Consider the following 16,896-nt stretch of genomic DNA (forward strand, 5'->3'; position numbering starts at 1 on the left):
CGCCCCGGCAGGATCATGACGAGGACGACATGACAGACACCGACGAGCGCACTGCTCCTCCGACCCGACGTCAGCGCCAGGCGGCGAAGATCGCCGAAGCGGCATCCGGACCGATCGGCTGGATGCTGCTGAAGATCCTGCTGCTGGCCGTGGTCGACGCGATCGCGCTCTATGCGGCCTTCGTCCTGTTCGCACACCAGGAATGGCTGATCCTCGGGATCGTCGTCGCGGTCGCCATCCTCGTCAACTACATCTACTTCTCCCGCAAGCGCATCGCGGCGAAGTACCTCACTCCCGGCATCATCTTCCTGGTGGTGTTCCAGGTCTTCACCCTGCTCTACACGGGGTACATCGGGTTCACGAACTACGGCACGGGCCACAACGGCACCAAGGATCAGGCCATCTCCTCGCTTCTCGCCTCGGCGCAGGAGCGGGTCGAGGATTCGCCCACCTACCCGGTCACGGTCGTCGAGCAGTTCGGCACCTACGGCCTGCTCGTCACCGACCCCGACTCGGGCGACGCCCTGGTCGGCACCGCGGAGCAGCCCCTGCAGGAGGTCGATGCCGAGTTCGAGGGCGGCAAGGCCGTCGCGACGGACGGGTGGACCACCCTCCCGCTCGCCACCGTCTTCACCCTCTCGGAAGAGCTCGAGAAGCTCTCCGTCCCGTTCAGCGACGACCCCAACGACGGCAGCCTGCGCGCACCGGACGGACAGAAGGGCTACCTGTACGTCTCGACACTCGCCTACGACGCGGACGCCGACACCATCACCGACACGACCACCGGGGTCGTCTACTCCGACACCGGTGACGGCGCCTTCACGGCCGAAGACGGAGAGCAGCTGCTGCCCGGGTGGCAGACGACCGTCGGCTTCGACAACTTCGTCCGTGCCGTCACCGACTCGTCCATCCGCGGACCGCTCATCTCGGTCACGCTGTGGACGTTCGCCTTCGCGCTGATCTCGGTCGCGACGACGTTCTTCCTCGGGCTCCTGCTCGCGCTGGTGTTCAACAACACGCGGATGCGGTTCCGCAACGGCTACCGCATCATCCTGATCCTCCCGTACGCGTTCCCCGCGTTCCTGTCGGCGCTGGTCTGGGCCGGGATGATGAACGAGAGCTTCGGCTTCATCAATCAGGTCATCTTCGGCGGGGCCGACATCCCCTGGCTCACCGACCCCGCCCTCGCGAAGGTGTCGGTGCTGCTGGTGAACCTGTGGCTCGGGTTCCCCTACATGTTCCTCGTCTGCATGGGGGCGCTGCAGGGCATCCCGGAGGACGTGAACGAGGCCGCCGTGATGGACGGCGCGAACCCGTGGCAGGTCTTCCGCCGCATCAAGCTGCCGCTGCTGCTCGTCACCGTCGCGCCGCTGCTGATCTCGTCGTTCGCGTTCAACTTCAACAACTTCAACCTGATCTACATGCTCACCAACGGCGGACCGCGCTTCAGCGATGTGTCCATCCCGGTGGGGCACACCGACATCCTGATCTCGATGGTCTACAAGGTGGCCTTCACGGGCCAGACACGCGACTACGGCCTGGCATCGGCCTTCACGATCCTGATCTTCATCGTGGTCGCGACGATCTCGATCATCAGCTTCCGCAAGACCAAGGCCCTCGAGGAGCTGAACTGACATGAGCACCGCCACCAGCACCTCCGAACAGCGCCTCACCCCGCGCCGTCGCAGCTTCGGCGCGTGGTTCGCCGACACCGGATGGCGACACCTCGTCGCGATCGTCGTCAGCGTGTTCGCCCTGTTCCCGCTGCTGTACGTCGTCTCCGCATCGCTGAACCCGAAGGGCACGCTGACCGGCTCGAACCAGCTGTTCTCCGCGATCGGCATCGACAGTTACGTGCGCATCCTGAGCGATCCGCAGAACCCGTACGGCACCTGGTTCCTCAACACGCTGCTGATCGCCGTGGTCACCGGCGCCGTGACCGTGTTCATCGGCGCCTGCGCGGCATATGCCTTCTCGCGCATGCGCTTCGCGGGACGCCGCGTCGGACTCGTGACGATCGTCGTCGTGCAGATGTTCCCGCAGCTGCTCGCGGTCGTCGCGATCTTCCTGCTGATGTCGACGCTGGGGGACTGGTTCCCGGCGATCGGGCTGAACACGCACACGGGGCTGATCCTGGTGTACCTGGGCGGAGCGCTCGGCGTGAACACCTACCTCATGTACGGGTTCTTCAACACGATCCCGAAGGAGATCGACGAGGCCGCCCGCATCGACGGCGCCGGCCACGCCCGCATCTTCTTCACGATCATCCTGCGGCTCGTGGCCCCGATCCTCGCGGTCGTCGGCCTGTTGTCGTTCATCGGCACGGTGAACGAGTACGTCATCGCGAGCGTGATGCTCGTCGACGTGGACCAGCAGACGCTCGTCGTCGGTCTCACCAAGCTCGTCGCGAACCCGCGCTATGCGGACTGGTCGGCCTTCTCCGCCGGTGCAGTGATGGCCGCGATCCCCGTGATGATCCTGTTCCTGTTCCTGCAGAAGTACATCGTCGGCGGCCTGACCGCCGGAGCGACGAAGGGCTGAGGCCGGAGCGCGGCGTTGCTCCCGGCGTCCGGGGTGCTTCGGCTCTACCGTGGGGGCATGGCACGGGTGGGTGGACGCAACCTCGGGGTGAGCTGGTTCGCCGGCGTGGTGTGCATCGGCATCGTCGGCGCGCTCGTCTGGCTCTCGCTGCCGATGCTCCCGGTGCTCGCGGAGTTCGCCGGGACCGCTCTGCGCACCGCGCTTCCCTGACCCCGGAACATCTGCGGGCGCCGTGCGTATGACGACACGTCGGCACGCCTCCGGGGGCGGCGGTTCGTGCGGCGGTAGCCTCACAATGCACATTTCCGATGAGAGGCGCACCCCATGAGTGACCCCGACGTTCCCCAGCCCGAGAAGCCGGCTGACGTAGACGACGTCGTCGGCAGCGCGAATGCCGGCCTCGACGCCGCCGCAGCCGCGGGTGCAGATGTCCGCGGCACGAACGATGCCGCGGAGAGCACGCCTGCCGCGCAGCCCATCGACCCCGACCTGGCCGCGTTCGAAGAGGCGGAGCGGGACCACCCCGGCACCTTCGCCGCGCCGGCCCCGGCGCCCGCCCCGCCTGCTGCTCCCGTGCAGGCCGAGCCGCAGCGCGAGATGGTCCACGACGCGCGGTCGGATGCCGACGCCGACACCGCCTCGTTCTACCCTGAGGCGACCGTGGCAGCACCCGTGCCGTTCGGGCACGAGGATTCCCGCATGGCCGACGCCGCCTACTCGACGCACAGTGACGACACGGACACGCGCATCGTGCCGTCCGAGCCGCTCGTCGCCGCTGCCGCCGTGCAGCCGCAGCAGCCTCAGCCGATCTTCGTGCAGGCGCCGGAGCCGCCCCGTGACCGCGGCAACCGCGGCACCGCCGGTGCGATCGGCCTGCTCGCCACGCTCGTGTTCGCCATCCTGTACCTCGGCGCGGCCCTGGGCCTCGGCGCGATCGCGGGTGACGTGACCGGTGAGAACATCGGCCAGACCGCCATCGCGCCGCTCACCACGTGGGGATACTGGACGCCGGTCGTGGTCTTCTTCCTCGGCTTCTGGCTGCTGGGTGCGATCATCAACCGCGGTCGCTGGGGCCTCTGGGTTGTGTTCGGCATCATCGTCGGCGTCATCGCCTATGCCGGGCACATCCTCGGTCAGCTGTTCGAGGCGCCGTTCTGGAAGCTCACCGCCGCCGAAGGACTCGACGTCGTCGGCGGGCAGCTGCTCGCTCCGCTGGCCATCGCCGCCTTCGTGTTCGCGCGGGAGCTCACCATCTGGTTCGGCGCGTGGGTCGCCCGCAGCGGCGCCAGGAAGACCGAGCTCAACGCCGAGGCGCAGCGCGAGTACGAGCGCACCCTCGAAGCCGGCCCGACGCTCGCGAGGTAATCACGAACTCCACAACGCCGAACCCCCGCGGACCCGAGTCCGCGGGGGTTTCGGCTGTCCTCGCCACGGTGTTCGCGACCATCGGGTTCTTCGCTCTCGCGGTGTTCGGCCTCGGGGCGCTGAGCGTCGCGACCGACACGGACATCATCGCGGTGCCGAATCTGGGTCAGGCTCCCGGCGCGATCGGCATGCTCGTCGCGGTGATCTCGTTCGCCCTCATGCTGTTCTCCACACTGCGGCGACCGCAGCCGTCGTATGTCGCCACGATCGCGATCGCCCTGCTCGCCGGCATCCTGCACCTCGTCGCGGTCTGGATGACGGTGCTCTTCGGCACGGGCAGCTTCGTGCTCGCGACCGCCGTCGCCGGAGACCTCGTCCGCGGGGGAGCGAGTGCGATCCTGGTGCTCGCGGGACTCCTCGCCGGGTGGGGCGGCATCGCGCTGCGCCGCACCCGTGCCGAGCACCCGCGCTGGCCGTGGGAGCGCGACGACGAGGAGTGACGGCGCGCCGCTACCTCCTGACGATCCGCCGACCACGACGATCCGACGACCACGACGATCCGCCGCCCCTGCGACGATCCGCCGACCACGACGATCCGCCGACCCTGCGACGATCCGCCGACCCTGCGACGATCCGCCGACGATTCGACGGCATCCCCTCGGCGAATCGTCGTACCTTCCGGGAAATGTCACCCCAGCCGACGGCATCCTCTCGGTGAATCGTCGTGCCCTCCGGGAATCGTCCCGACGGCCACTCGCCGTGACCGCGGAAATCGCGGCGGTGACAGGCGACGCGCCGTACGCTGGTGGGGTGGAGCGCTCATTGGAGACGCAGGTGGACCAGGCCGTCGAGGCCTGGCTGCGCTGGGTGCCGCGCTGGGAGCCGGCCACCCACCGCGGCAGGGTCGCGCCGTGCCGCCGGTGCCTCGGTTCTCCGATCCTCTCGGCCGCGGGCATCGGGGCCAACACCCCGCACGGCGTGCAGCACGGACTCTCCACGCGCATCAAGACGATCGTCGATCACGCCGTGGCGGAGTACACGGCACGGAACCTGCCGATGCTGCAGCGGGAACTCGATCAGCAGGCCGCCCGCAACCGCGCGCGCAGCTACCGGCCGACGGAGGACCTGGATCCCGAGTTCGACGGACTGCCCCTCGACCCCGAACCCGTGCCTGGCGCACCGTTCCTGTTCACGATCGCGGGCCTGGCCGACGACTCCGCCGCGGAGCTGCCCGCACTGCCGCCGCTGACCGAGGAGGCCAAGGTGGCCCTGCGCCAGGAGGTGGCGCTCGCCGACGAGTACGCCAACATGGTCGGACGCGAGATCTGCGGCATCCTGCTGCGACACCGCATCCACATCCAGGCGGCCATCTCGCAGCACGTCGAGCCGCAGATCGAGGCGCTCCTCGCCGAGCTCACCGAATCCCTGGACTCCCCGTTCGACCCGGATCTGCCCTGACGACCTCGGCGCTCCCTGTCGAGGTCGCGCTCATTTGACCGGCACGTTACGCGGCATTACACTTGACCAGGTGTGTGCACGTCTCGATGTGCGCGCTGGGCGTCGGCACCATGCCGGTCCGCCCCCACGGCATACCCACCACACCAAAAGCACGTCGGTTCCGGCGTGCCGGTGGGTCATGATGTGAAACCCATCACGCTGTCACCGTGCAGCACTATGAGGAGAGAACGTGCCAACCATTCAGCAGTTGGTTCGCAAGGGTCGCTCGCCCAAGGTCACCAAGACCAAGGCGCCGGCGCTCAAGTCGAACCCGCAGCAGGCCGGGGTCTGCACCCGCGTCTACACCACCACCCCCAAGAAGCCGAACTCGGCGATGCGCAAGGTCGCTCGTGTGAAGCTCCGCAACGGCACTGAGGTCACCGCGTACATCCCCGGTGAGGGCCACAACCTGCAGGAGCACTCGCTGGTGCTCGTGCGCGGCGGTCGTGTGAAGGACCTCCCCGGTGTGCGTTACAAGATCGTCCGTGGCGCCCTGGACACCCAGGCTGTCAAGAACCGTAAGCAGGCTCGTTCCCGCTACGGCGCGAAGAAGGGTTGAGTTAGATGCCTCGTAAGGGACCGGCCCCGAAGCGCCCCGTCGTCAACGACCCGGTATACGGCGCACCGATCGTCACCTCGCTGGTGAACAAGATCCTCGTCGACGGCAAGAAGTCGCTGGCCGAGTCGATCGTCTACGGCGCCCTCCGCGGTGTCGAGGCGAAGAACGGTCAGGACGCCGTCGCCACGCTCAAGAAGGCGCTCGACAACGTGCGCCCGACTCTCGAGGTCCGCAGCCGCCGCGTCGGTGGCTCGACCTACCAGGTGCCGGTCGAGGTCAAGCCTCACCGCGCCAACACCCTCGCTCTGCGCTGGCTCGTGAGCTACGCGAAGGGTCGTCGTGAGAAGACGATGACCGAGCGTCTGCAGAACGAGATCCTCGACGCGTCGAACGGCCTGGGCGCCGCGGTCAAGCGCCGCGAGGACACGCACAAGATGGCCGAGTCGAACCGCGCGTTCGCTCACTACCGCTGGTAACCCGTTCGACGGGCTCAGGGACCGATCCGCGTTCCTGGGCCCGTCGCACCCCCTCTTCGCAGTACACCTGCTCTTCGCAGTACACCTGCTCCAAACGATAAGGACACTCCTGTGGCACAAGACGTGCTCACGGACCTGAGCAAGGTCCGCAACATCGGCATCATGGCGCACATCGATGCCGGCAAGACCACGACGACCGAGCGCATCCTGTTCTACACGGGCGTCAACCACAAGCTCGGCGAGACGCACGACGGCGCGTCGACCACCGACTGGATGGAGCAGGAGAAGGAGCGCGGCATCACGATCACGTCTGCCGCCGTGACCTGCTTCTGGAACAAGAACCAGATCAACATCATCGACACCCCCGGCCACGTGGACTTCACGGTCGAGGTGGAGCGCTCGCTCCGCGTGCTCGACGGTGCGGTCGCCGTGTTCGACGGCAAGGAGGGCGTCGAGCCCCAGTCCGAGACCGTCTGGCGCCAGGCCGACAAGTACAACGTGCCCCGCATCTGCTTCGTCAACAAGATGGACAAGCTCGGCGCGGACTTCTACTTCACGGTCGACACGATCGTCAGCCGCCTCGGCGCCAAGCCGCTCGTCATCCAGCTGCCCATCGGTGCGGAGAACGACTTCATCGGAGTCGTCGACCTCATCGAGATGCGTGCGCTGGTCTGGCCCGGCGACGCCAAGGGTGATGTCACCATGGGCGCCAAGTACGAGGTCCAGGAGATCCCGGCCGACCTGAAGGACAAGGCTGAGGAGTACCGTCAGCAGCTCCTCGAGACCGTCGCCGAGACCGACGACGCGCTGCTCGAGAAGTTCTTCGGCGGCGAGGAGCTCTCTGTCGCCGAGATCAAGGGTGCGATCCGCAAGCTGACCATCGCCTCGGAGATCTACCCGGTCCTCTGCGGCTCCGCGTTCAAGAACCGCGGCGTCCAGCCGATGCTCGACGCGGTCGTCGACTTCCTGCCGAACCCCCTCGACGTCGGTGCCATCGAGGCGCACGACCCGAAGGACTACGACACGATCATCGAGCGTCACCCCGACGCGAACGACCCGTTCTCGGCTCTCGCCTTCAAGGTCGCCGTGCACCCGTTCTTCGGTCGCCTGACCTACGTTCGCGTGTACTCGGGACACCTCGACTCCGGTTCCGCGGTCATCAACTCGACCAAGGGCAAGAAGGAGCGCATCGGAAAGATCTTCCAGATGCACGCCAACAAGGAGAACCCGGTCGACTCGCTGACCGCCGGCAACATCTACGCGGTCATCGGCCTGAAGGACACCACCACCGGTGACACCCTGTCCGACATCGCGAACCCGGTCGTCCTCGAGTCGATGACGTTCCCGGAGCCGGTCATCGAGGTCGCCATCGAGCCGAAGACCAAGGCCGACCAGGAGAAGCTGGGTCTCGCGATCCAGAAGCTCGCTGAGGAGGACCCGACCTTCCGCACGGAGCTCAACCCCGAGACCGGTCAGACGACCATCAAGGGCATGGGCGAGCTGCACCTCGACATCCTCGTGGACCGCATGAAGCGCGAGTTCCGCGTCGAGGCGAACGTCGGAAAGCCCCAGGTGGCCTACCGCGAGACGATCCGCAAGGCCGTCGAGAAGCACGACTACACGCACAAGAAGCAGACCGGTGGTTCGGGTCAGTTCGCGAAGATCCAGTTCACGATCGAGCCCCTCGACCTGGACGCCGAGAAGACCTACGAGTTCGTGAACGCCGTCACCGGTGGTCGCATCCCTCGTGAGTACATCGGCTCGATCGACGCCGGTTTCCAGGACGCCATGAACGTCGGAGTCCTCGCGGGCTACCCGATGGTCGGTGTCAAGGCGACCATCGTCGATGGTGCGGCGCACGACGTCGACTCCTCGGAGATGGCGTTCAAGATCGCGGGCTCCATGGGCTTCAAGGAGGCCGCTCGTCGTGCCAACCCCGTGCTGCTCGAGCCGCTGATGGCCGTCGAGGTCCGTACTCCCGAGGAGTACATGGGCGACGTCATCGGCGACCTGAACTCGCGTCGTGGCCAGATCCAGTCGATGGAGGACGCCGCCGGCGTCAAGGTCGTCCGCGCCCAGGTCCCGCTGTCCGAGATGTTCGGATACATCGGCGACCTGCGCTCGAAGACCTCGGGCCGCGCGGTCTACTCGATGGAGTTCCACAGCTACGCTGAGGTGCCCCGCGCTGTGGCCGACGAGATCGTCCAGAAGACCAAGGGCGAGTAATCGCTCTTCTGGGAGCCCTGGGTCGCTCAGCCTGTCGAAGCAACCCGGGGTTCCCAGGTCACCTACAACTTCACATTCCCTCTCTACTAAACTGAGAACCTAACCCGTAGAGAACCGGTCGCAAACCAGTGCCCGGTCACCCCTACAACGACGTCCTGAGGAGGACCCAGTGGCTAAGGCCAAGTTCGAGCGGACCAAGCCGCACGTCAACATCGGAACGATCGGTCACGTCGACCACGGCAAGACCACGCTCTCCGCAGCGATCTCGAAGGTGCTTGCTGACAAGTACCCGTCCGACACCAACGTGCAGCGTGACTTCGCTTCCATCGACTCGGCGCCGGAAGAGCGCCAGCGTGGTATCACCATCAACATCTCGCACATCGAGTACGAGACCCCGAAGCGCCACTACGCGCACGTTGACGCCCCCGGCCACGCCGACTACGTCAAGAACATGATCACCGGTGCGGCTCAGATGGACGGCGCGATCCTCGTGGTCGCCGCCACCGACGGCCCGATGGCTCAGACGCGTGAGCACGTGCTGCTCGCCAAGCAGGTCGGCGTTCCGTACCTGCTCGTCGCGCTGAACAAGTCCGACATGGTCGACGACGAGGAGATCCTGGAGCTCGTCGAGCTCGAGGTTCGCGAGCTGCTCGCGAGCCAGGGCTTCTCCGAGGACGCCCCCGTCGTGCGCGTCTCCGCTCTCAAGGCCCTCGAGGGCGACGAGAAGTGGGTCGACGCGATCCTCGAGCTCATGCAGGCCGTCGACGACAGCGTGCCGGACCCCGAGCGTGACCGCGACAAGCCGTTCCTGATGCCCGTCGAGGACGTCTTCACGATCACCGGTCGTGGCACCGTCGTCACGGGTCGCGCCGAGCGTGGCACCCTGGCCATCAACTCCGAGGTCGAGATCGTCGGTCTGCGTCCCACGCAGAAGACGACCGTCACCGGTATCGAGATGTTCCACAAGCAGCTCGACGAGGCCTGGGCCGGCGAGAACTGTGGTCTGCTGCTCCGCGGCACCAAGCGTGAGGACGTCGAGCGCGGCCAGGTCGTCGTGAAGCCGGGTTCGATCACCCCGCACACGAACTTCGAGGGCACCGCGTACATCCTGTCGAAGGACGAGGGTGGCCGTCACAACCCGTTCTACACGAACTACCGCCCGCAGTTCTACTTCCGCACCACCGACGTCACCGGCGTCATCTCGCTGCCCGAGGGCACCGAGATGGTCATGCCCGGCGACACCACCGACATGTCGGTCGAGCTGATCCAGCCGATCGCCATGGAGGAGGGCCTCGGCTTCGCCATCCGTGAGGGTGGACGCACCGTGGGCGCCGGTACGGTCACGAAGATCGTCAAGTAAGCACCTGCTTCCTTCGCACAGGGGTCGAGCCTTCGGGCTCGGCCCCTGTGTCGTTCGTCCGGACGGAAACCGGCGACTTCGCGGGGAATGCACGGATGCCGCCGCTAGCATCGACGGGTGACTGAGATCGTCGTCGGACCGCCGCCTCCCCGCAGCCATGCGCGCCTCTGGATCTCGACGATCCTCCTCATCTTCTACGCCGGCTTCGTGCTGCTGGTCACCATGTGGCCGCAGCCGCAGCAACTCGAGTTCGACGGCATCGCCGCCCGCGTGCTCCGGGCCCTGCACAACCTCGGGGTGCCGGAGGCGTTCGGCTACAACGCCCTCGAGTTCACCGCCAACATCGGCATGTTCGTCCCGCTCGGATTCCTCCTCGGGCTCGCCCTCGCCCGCCGCGCCTGGTGGGTGGCGATCTTCCTGCTGCCCGGCTTCTCCGCGGCCATCGAGTTCGTGCAGGGGATCGCCCTCGACGAGCGTGTCTCCACTGTGCTCGATGTGCTCGCCAACACGATCGGCGGCTACCTCGGGCTGCTGTTCGCGATGATCCTGCGCGCCATGATCCATGCGCGCGACCGCACCAAGATCGAGCGCGAGCTGTGGGAACGCCGCGCGGCCGCAGCCCAGCTGCAGCAGGAGAACGCGCGTCGCGCTGCCGCGGCGGCCGCTTCGCCCGCCCCTGCCCGGTACGTGGAACCCGATCCGGTGACCCGCGTGCTCGACGCCGACTTCTGGGACACCGGAGACGCGCCAACGGTGCGGCTGCCGCTCTAGACGGAGTCACGGCCGTGGTGGGCCGCGCCGACCCCCTAGGGTGGTCTTGATGACCGAGCCGATGAGCCCCCACGAACCGGAGCCGATCGTCGCGGGGGCTCCCGCGCGTACGCCATCCCGCCGCCCGATCCTGATGTTGGCGATCGCCGCCGTCGCGGTCGTGGCAATGGTGGCGGCATTGCTGATCTTCCGTCCCTGGGAACAGCGCGCGGATGCCGGGCCGCGCCCCACGCCGACGAGCATTCCCTCCCCGTCACCGACGACGACACCGTTCGCGACGCCGGGACCGCAGACGCCCGTAGCGCTCGCCAGTGCTCCCGGCGCATCGGACGTGTTCGACGACTGGTCGACGCGGACGGGCTCTCAAGCGGTCACCATGCTCGCGAGCGACGACATGCACGACGGCGCCTATTCGCTCAACCTGCTGAGCACGGCCTCGGGGGGAGGCATCGCCGCGCAGTACGAGTCGGTCGCGCACCTGCAACCGGGCATGTGGTACACGGCCACTGCCTGGGTGAAGTCGGCGGGGACGGCGTGGGGAGCGGTCGAGTTCCGCCCCGGCAGCGGGTGGGAGACCACGGTCTCCGTGCCCGCGGGCTCGTACGACTGGCAGCAGGTCTCCGTGCGCTTCCAGGCGACCGCTGCAGCGGCGACGTTCCGGATCGTCGTCAAGGGCGCTACGGACGGCCTGTTGATCGACTCGGTGACGTACGTGGCCGACGATGGCAGCCCCGTGGTCTTCGCCAACGGCGGGTTCGAGTTGAACTCCGCGGACCTCGCCATTCTGAATCCTTCGCTCATCCTGCCGGAAGGAGAGGCGTCGCTGAGCCTCACGACCCGCAGGGCACCGGATGGCTGGCTCACCTGGGAGGCATTCGACGCGGACGGCGCGGAGGTCGCATCAGGTGCCGAGCACTTCGTCGGAGTCGCGGCGACGGTGCCGCTGGACGACCTCGATCCAGGGTTCTATTCGATCGCGGTGAAGGCCAGGGTCGGTGCGAAGGAGACAGATCTGACCACCACGGTCGGCGTGGTCGCCGACACCCCCTACGCGGGTGCGCTCGCGGACTCTCCCTACGGCATCCACCTCCACTATGGCGACAGTCGAGAGCGAGATGCCGCGATGATCGGGACACTCGCCGCGCTCGGGATCGGGCACGTGCGCGCCGATGTGGTGTGGCACAAGTCGGAGCTGGAGCGGAATCAGTACACCTATCCGGAGGACACCGTCGCCGCGATGGCGGCGTTGCAATCGCATGGCATGTCGGCACTTCAGGTGCCTGTGTACGCGAATCCGCTCTACGACGGCGGGAAGACCCCGAGCACTCCCGACGGCCTCGCCGCATACGGTCGGTACACCGCCAACGTCCTGGGCACGTTCCCCGACGTGGACCAGACGGTCGAGGTGTACAACGAGTTCGATCACTTCTTCAACACCGGCGCGTGCGGCCCGACACCGGAGTGCTACATCCCGATGCTCGACGCGGTGAATGCCGCCGCTCCTCAGGCCACGGTCGTCGCCCCCAGTCTCGCCGGCATGGGCTTCAAATGGGACTGGCTCCAGCAGTTCTTCGCCCAGGGTGGGCTGGACCGCATCGATGCTGTGACCGCGCATCCGTACACCCAGCCGAAGCCGGCGAGCGAGCTCGGGCCGGATCTGGACCGGCTCACGTCGATGATGGAGGATGCGGGCGGAGCCAAGCCGATCTGGCTGACGGAGATGGGCTGGGCGACGGTCGACAACTGGGTGAGCGATGAACAGCAGGCCGCCTACCTCGTGCAGACCATGGCCACCTCGTTCGGACACGACGTCGAACGGGTCTACTGGTACGAGGCCGTCGACCAGAGGTCCAACCCTGCCGACTACGAAGGCAACTTCGGCTTGTTCGAATCCAGCAGGGCGCTCGCTCCGCTCGCGAATGCGCCCAAGCGGGCGGCTGTCGCTCAGTCGGTGGTCGCGCAGATGCTCGAGGGGCGCGAACCGGACGGCAAGGACAAGGTCGCGGGCGTCGAGTCCTATCGGTTCACCGACGGCCGCGACGAAGTGCGCGTGATGTGGGTCGCCGCGGGAGAGAAGGAGGTCGTGATCGAGTCGGACCGCGTTGTCACGATCACCGACATCTACGGCAGAGAGACGACGTTGACGCCGAAGTCCGGCGCCGTGAGCGTCACGCTCGGGATTACGCCGGTCTACGTCGACGGCGAGGTCTCCGTCAAGGCGGCCAAGAGGTGACGATGCGGGATGACGCGCGCCTGATCGCGGAGTCCCTTCAGCAGGGCGACCACACGGGCCTCGACCGGAAGCTGATTCGGGGAGTCGTCGGCTGGGCGGCACTCGTCCTCGGCTGCGTGACGCCGACGCGTACCCGTGACAGCCGTTCACCCGTGCGGTTCGTGGTCGCGAACCCGGTCGCCCACGGCGCGCGTCTCGGTGCCGCGGTGGCCGCGATCCTGCCGGAGGGGGCGACGGTCGTGACCGATCACCGTCTCGCCGCCCATGCTCTCACCGCGGGGGAGGATTTCCCTGCTCTCGCGCCGCAGTCGATGATGCGCATCGCCACCCTGTCGCGACTGGGCTCGGCACTGCGCCTGCGCCGCCGTCTGAAGGCGCTGCCCGCGGGCGATTCACGGGTCTTTGCGGAGTACCTCTTCCTCGCTCAGGCGATCCGCTTCGCCGCAGCCCGTGACGCGTTGATCGCGAGCGGAACAAAGCTGGTGTTGGTGGACTTCGATCGTGCCGCCTACACCGCGCCCTGGATTCACGGGGCGAAGACGGCCGGGATCGCCACAGCGACGCTCGTTCACGGGGTTCCCAACGAGTGGAACTACCTCCCGGTGATGGCAGACGACGTGCTGGTCTGGGGCGAGGTGCAAGCGGCCTGGCTGAGATCTCACAGCACGAGTGCGGGGATCCATATCGTGGGACGGCCGGACGTCATGCACGGTCCTCTGCTAGAGCGACACCCCGCGCAGCTGGTGGTCTCGCACTCGGCGGAACAGCTCAGCGACGGAGAGGTCGGAAGGGTGCGTGACCGCATCGTCCGGGCCCGGAAACAGGGTATGGAGGTGGTTCTGCGGCTGCATCCCAGCGTTTCCGAGGACCGGCTGGGCGATGACTGGCGAAGCGTCGCTGAAGCCGCGGACCGGGTGGTGTCGGGGACCACCTCGCTCTCCGAGGGGCTCGGTGCCGACGATGTGGTCGTGGCGATCTCCTCAAGCTCGGTGATGGATGCCCTGGCACGGGGAGTCCGCGCCGAGGTACTGGCCGACCCGGAGCGCCCCCTTCCAGCCGATCTGGAAGTGCTCGCTCGTGCGGGAGAGGGCGGCGCCGAGGTCGATCCCGCTCGTCATGTCGCGTTCGTCGGAGGGGACGCTGCCGAGCGGATCCGCGCCTGGATCGATCGGGTACTCGGCGTCATGCGCTGACGGCGGCGGTCAGCGGCGGAGGGTGCCCCGAGCCCGAACGGAGGCCAGCCGCCGCCCTGCCTGCAGCACCGACCCGGCGGCGGCGAGAGCGACGGAGTGCAGCCAGCCGTACGTGGGGCGCCCGACAGGCGCTGCGCCCTGATCGTCGGAGACCTGCCGGGTTTCCCACGAGGTCGCCTCGAGGTAACCCCGGCCGTGGTGGGCATCGGGTTCCAGGTACGCGCCTTCCGCCCACTCGTTCCAGGCGTTCACGAAGACGAGGCCGTTCTCGCCCCGAAGACGCTGCTCCGAGACTCGGGCGTGCGTGAGCCAGTCACGGTAGCGGGCCGGGGTGGCGCCGACGTAGACGGTGGCGTTGCGCCCCCGCCGGGCGGTGTTGTCCCAGCCCGGCACCACACCGCGGTAACGGGTGAAGGACGGGATGGCACGCCGCTCGAATCGACGCGCGAGGCGAGGGTAGGACATCAGGCGCCCTCGGAAATCAGCGGCGACCCCCTTCGGCGGCAGCAGACGCGCCGCACCGAGTGTGTTCGCTCCGACGGGCGGGAACTCCGCGGCGGCGTCGAAACCGCTCAGCGTGGGGTCGATGCCCGGGTGCGTCTCGGCGGCGACGAGGTGCAAGGGGCCGACTCCGGCGGCATCGGCGAGGCGACGCCAGGTGTCCGCATATCCCGTGCCGACCGGCAGATGATCCGTGCGGTGCACCATGAGCACCGCGGCACCGTCGACTCGGAGATAGCGCGAGTCGCGGAGCAGCGGAAGGAATGCCTCGAAGATGCGCTCGGCCGTCTGCTCGCCGTACTCCTGGGTGATCAGCGCCTCATGCTCTTTTCCATCCCAGCGTCGAGACCAGCTCTCGTTCGCCCAGGAGATGCAGAAGGGCATGTCGGGACCTGCCGCCAGGAACTGGTCGAGTGGCCGCTCCAGCAGGCGCTTCCCATCGAACCAATAGAAGTAGTAGCAGAACGCGTCGATGCCGTTCGCCTTCGCCAGGGCGGCCTGTTCGTGCATCACCTGGACATCGGTGAGGTCGTACTCGCCAAGCTCGCCCACCGTGCGCGGGTGCGCATGACCGTCGAACTGCGGAGCGGCCCTGCGGACGTTCGTCCACTCGGTGAAGCCCTTTCCCCACCACAGATCGTTCTCCGGGATGGCGTGGAACTGCGGAAGGTAGAACGCGATGGTGCGCGGGCGCGGTGCCGGGGCGATCGCTCGCGCCGGCTCTGCACCGGACAGCGACGCCCAGCGCAGGGCGATCACGACGACGAACGTGAACAGCGCGTATCCCAGGACCTCGTACAGCGAGCCGCGGAGGATGATCAGCAGAAGAGCGGCGATCGGTGCGTCGATGAGCAGATGGGTCGGATAGCGCCGCAGCATCGGTGACTCCCGGGGCGGCCGGATCAGGCCGAGGACCACGCCGAGGATGGCAAACGTGATGATGACGCCGAGGACCCCGCCGACGATGAACGCCTCGCCCCAGAGCGGCATCGAGAGGTTGTGGTAACTGGCGCCCGTTGCCTCCGCCACTACTCGCCCGGTGGACATGTCCGTCACCAGGCGAGACAGGAAGGGCACCCAGCGGATGATCGGCGCGATCAGCAGCATGAGGGGGCTCGGCCCCTCCGCGGGAAGATCTCCGACGACCGTCACCGCCCGGAGGAGCATCTCGAAAGCGTCGAAATCGAAACCCACGAGCGACTGGGACGGCAACGAGATCGCGATGCCAGCTGACCCCGTCCCGTCGCCGCGGAGCAGATCCAGGGAGGGGAAGATGCTGATCAGAGCGAGGCCGATCCCGAGCGGAAGCAGACGTGCGATGGGCAGGCTGATCAGAAGCGCACCGACCGTGGCCACCAGGAATCCGCCCGTGAGGAACCGAGAGCCGGTGAGCGGGTTCGTGGCGAGAGCCGCTCCCGCGGTCACCAGGACGATGAGCCATATCGGGACCAGGACGCCGTTGCGGCGTGCGACGATCGCGATCGCCGGAAGCACGATTCCGCCGGCTGTCGCGATGAAGAACAGAGTCCCGGCCCCGGGAATGTCGGCGTTCTCCAGCAGACGCTCCTGCAGCGCGCGCTTGCCCTGGAACAGCCCCGAGCCGGTGATCGCCACGAAGAGCGCGACGACGACCAGGTAGCCAGAGAGGATTCCGAGGAGCGCGGCACGCATGCGACGGATCCCGGTAGGCGTCGGTTCCCTGCCGACATCAGCGCGCTGAGATGCGCTCTTGCTGCGTGCCGTGAGATGCTGCGCGATAGCCGTGACCGCCGTCCCCAGCAGGACGATCCACAGGGCCACGGCGAGCGTCTGATCCGAGAACTCGCCGTGCCACGGGAAGGCGCCGAACGCCAGTTGGTGCGCGGGGGCGAGTCCGAGGAAGATGTAGCCCCACGTCCAGAACATCGTCCAGGCGAGGCTGAAACGCGCCGTGGTGGCTGCACGGAGCAACCCCGCGGCGAGCACGGCAGCCGTGACGAGAGCCAGCGCCTTGACCCCCCATCCCGGCGCCGGGGAACCGGCGAGACGAACCACCGCCGGGATCAACGTCGCGGCGATGAAGACGACGTACGCCCACATGCTCCAGCTATACCGGCGACCCTGGGGGAGGCCTGAAGACGGCAGGGATGTCGCCGGAGTCGCTGTCATGGTGGTTCGATCCTATTTCTGCGGGG

The 16,896-nt window shown here is 67.5% G+C and carries 14 protein-coding genes; 13 read left to right on the top strand and 1 reads right to left on the bottom strand.

Annotated elements, in window-relative coordinates; genetic code table 11:
- The first annotated feature begins 29 nt into the window (after positions 1–29).
- From F6A08_RS04695 to F6A08_RS04750, 13 genes are all read left to right on the top strand, one after another.
- Entirely contained in the window at positions 30–1,634 is a 1,605-nt protein-coding gene (locus F6A08_RS04695; RefSeq protein WP_151458758.1) for an ABC transporter permease subunit, read from the top strand.
- Between the two features lies 1 nt (position 1,635).
- Complete coding sequence (locus F6A08_RS04700; protein ID WP_151458759.1) at positions 1,636–2,541, top strand: sugar ABC transporter permease; 906 nt, start codon at positions 1,636–1,638, stop codon at positions 2,539–2,541.
- 57 nt (positions 2,542–2,598) lie between these two features.
- Positions 2,599–2,751 (top strand): hypothetical protein, encoded by a 153-nt coding sequence (locus F6A08_RS17640; protein ID WP_164479593.1) that lies wholly within the window; start codon positions 2,599–2,601, stop codon positions 2,749–2,751.
- A 114-nt stretch (positions 2,752–2,865) separates the two neighbouring features.
- Entirely contained in the window at positions 2,866–3,906 is a 1,041-nt protein-coding gene (locus tag F6A08_RS04705; protein WP_151458760.1) for an ABC transporter, read from the top strand.
- Positions 3,907–3,974: 68 nt separating this feature from the next.
- A complete protein-coding gene (locus tag F6A08_RS04710; protein ID WP_017201611.1) occupies positions 3,975–4,406 on the top strand; it encodes a hypothetical protein in 432 nt (143 codons plus the stop codon).
- A 310-nt stretch (positions 4,407–4,716) separates the two neighbouring features.
- Entirely contained in the window at positions 4,717–5,364 is a 648-nt protein-coding gene (locus F6A08_RS04715) for a hypothetical protein (protein WP_026049632.1), read from the top strand.
- A 229-nt stretch (positions 5,365–5,593) separates the two neighbouring features.
- A complete protein-coding gene (rpsL, locus tag F6A08_RS04720; RefSeq protein ID WP_017201609.1) occupies positions 5,594–5,962 on the top strand; it encodes a 30S ribosomal protein S12 in 369 nt (122 codons plus the stop codon).
- Positions 5,963–5,967: 5 nt separating this feature from the next.
- Positions 5,968–6,438 carry a 30S ribosomal protein S7 gene (gene rpsG / locus F6A08_RS04725; protein WP_017201608.1) on the top strand — a complete coding sequence of 157 codons (471 nt, stop codon included), beginning with the start codon at positions 5,968–5,970 and terminating at the stop codon, positions 6,436–6,438.
- 111 nt (positions 6,439–6,549) lie between these two features.
- Positions 6,550–8,664 (top strand): elongation factor G, encoded by a 2,115-nt coding sequence (fusA, locus tag F6A08_RS04730; RefSeq protein ID WP_026049631.1) that lies wholly within the window; start codon positions 6,550–6,552, stop codon positions 8,662–8,664.
- 169 nt (positions 8,665–8,833) lie between these two features.
- Positions 8,834–10,024: an elongation factor Tu gene (gene tuf / locus F6A08_RS04735; protein ID WP_017201606.1), complete on the top strand. Its 1,191-nt coding sequence runs from the start codon at positions 8,834–8,836 to the stop codon at positions 10,022–10,024.
- Positions 10,025–10,141: 117 nt separating this feature from the next.
- The gene (locus tag F6A08_RS04740) at positions 10,142–10,795 is read left to right on the top strand and encodes a VanZ family protein (protein WP_124896299.1); all 654 of its coding nucleotides are present in this window, start codon (positions 10,142–10,144) and stop codon (positions 10,793–10,795) included.
- A gap of 49 nt (positions 10,796–10,844) precedes the next feature.
- Entirely contained in the window at positions 10,845–13,028 is a 2,184-nt protein-coding gene (locus F6A08_RS04745; RefSeq protein ID WP_151458761.1) for a glycosyl hydrolase, read from the top strand.
- Complete coding sequence (locus tag F6A08_RS04750; protein WP_151458762.1) at positions 13,025–14,221, top strand: hypothetical protein; 1,197 nt, start codon at positions 13,025–13,027, stop codon at positions 14,219–14,221. The genes F6A08_RS04745 and F6A08_RS04750 overlap by 4 nt, the downstream gene beginning before the upstream one ends.
- A 9-nt stretch (positions 14,222–14,230) precedes the next feature.
- Here the strand turns inward: F6A08_RS04750 and F6A08_RS04755 are convergent, their stop codons facing one another.
- The gene (locus F6A08_RS04755; RefSeq protein WP_151458763.1) at positions 14,231–16,870 is read right to left on the bottom strand and encodes a glycoside hydrolase family 99-like domain-containing protein; all 2,640 of its coding nucleotides are present in this window, start codon (positions 16,868–16,870) and stop codon (positions 14,231–14,233) included.
- Positions 16,871–16,896: the final 26 nt, after the last annotated feature.

Origin of the sequence: Microbacterium algeriense (assembly GCF_008868005.1) — a bacterium.
Lineage (GTDB): Bacteria > Actinomycetota > Actinomycetes > Actinomycetales > Microbacteriaceae > Microbacterium > Microbacterium algeriense.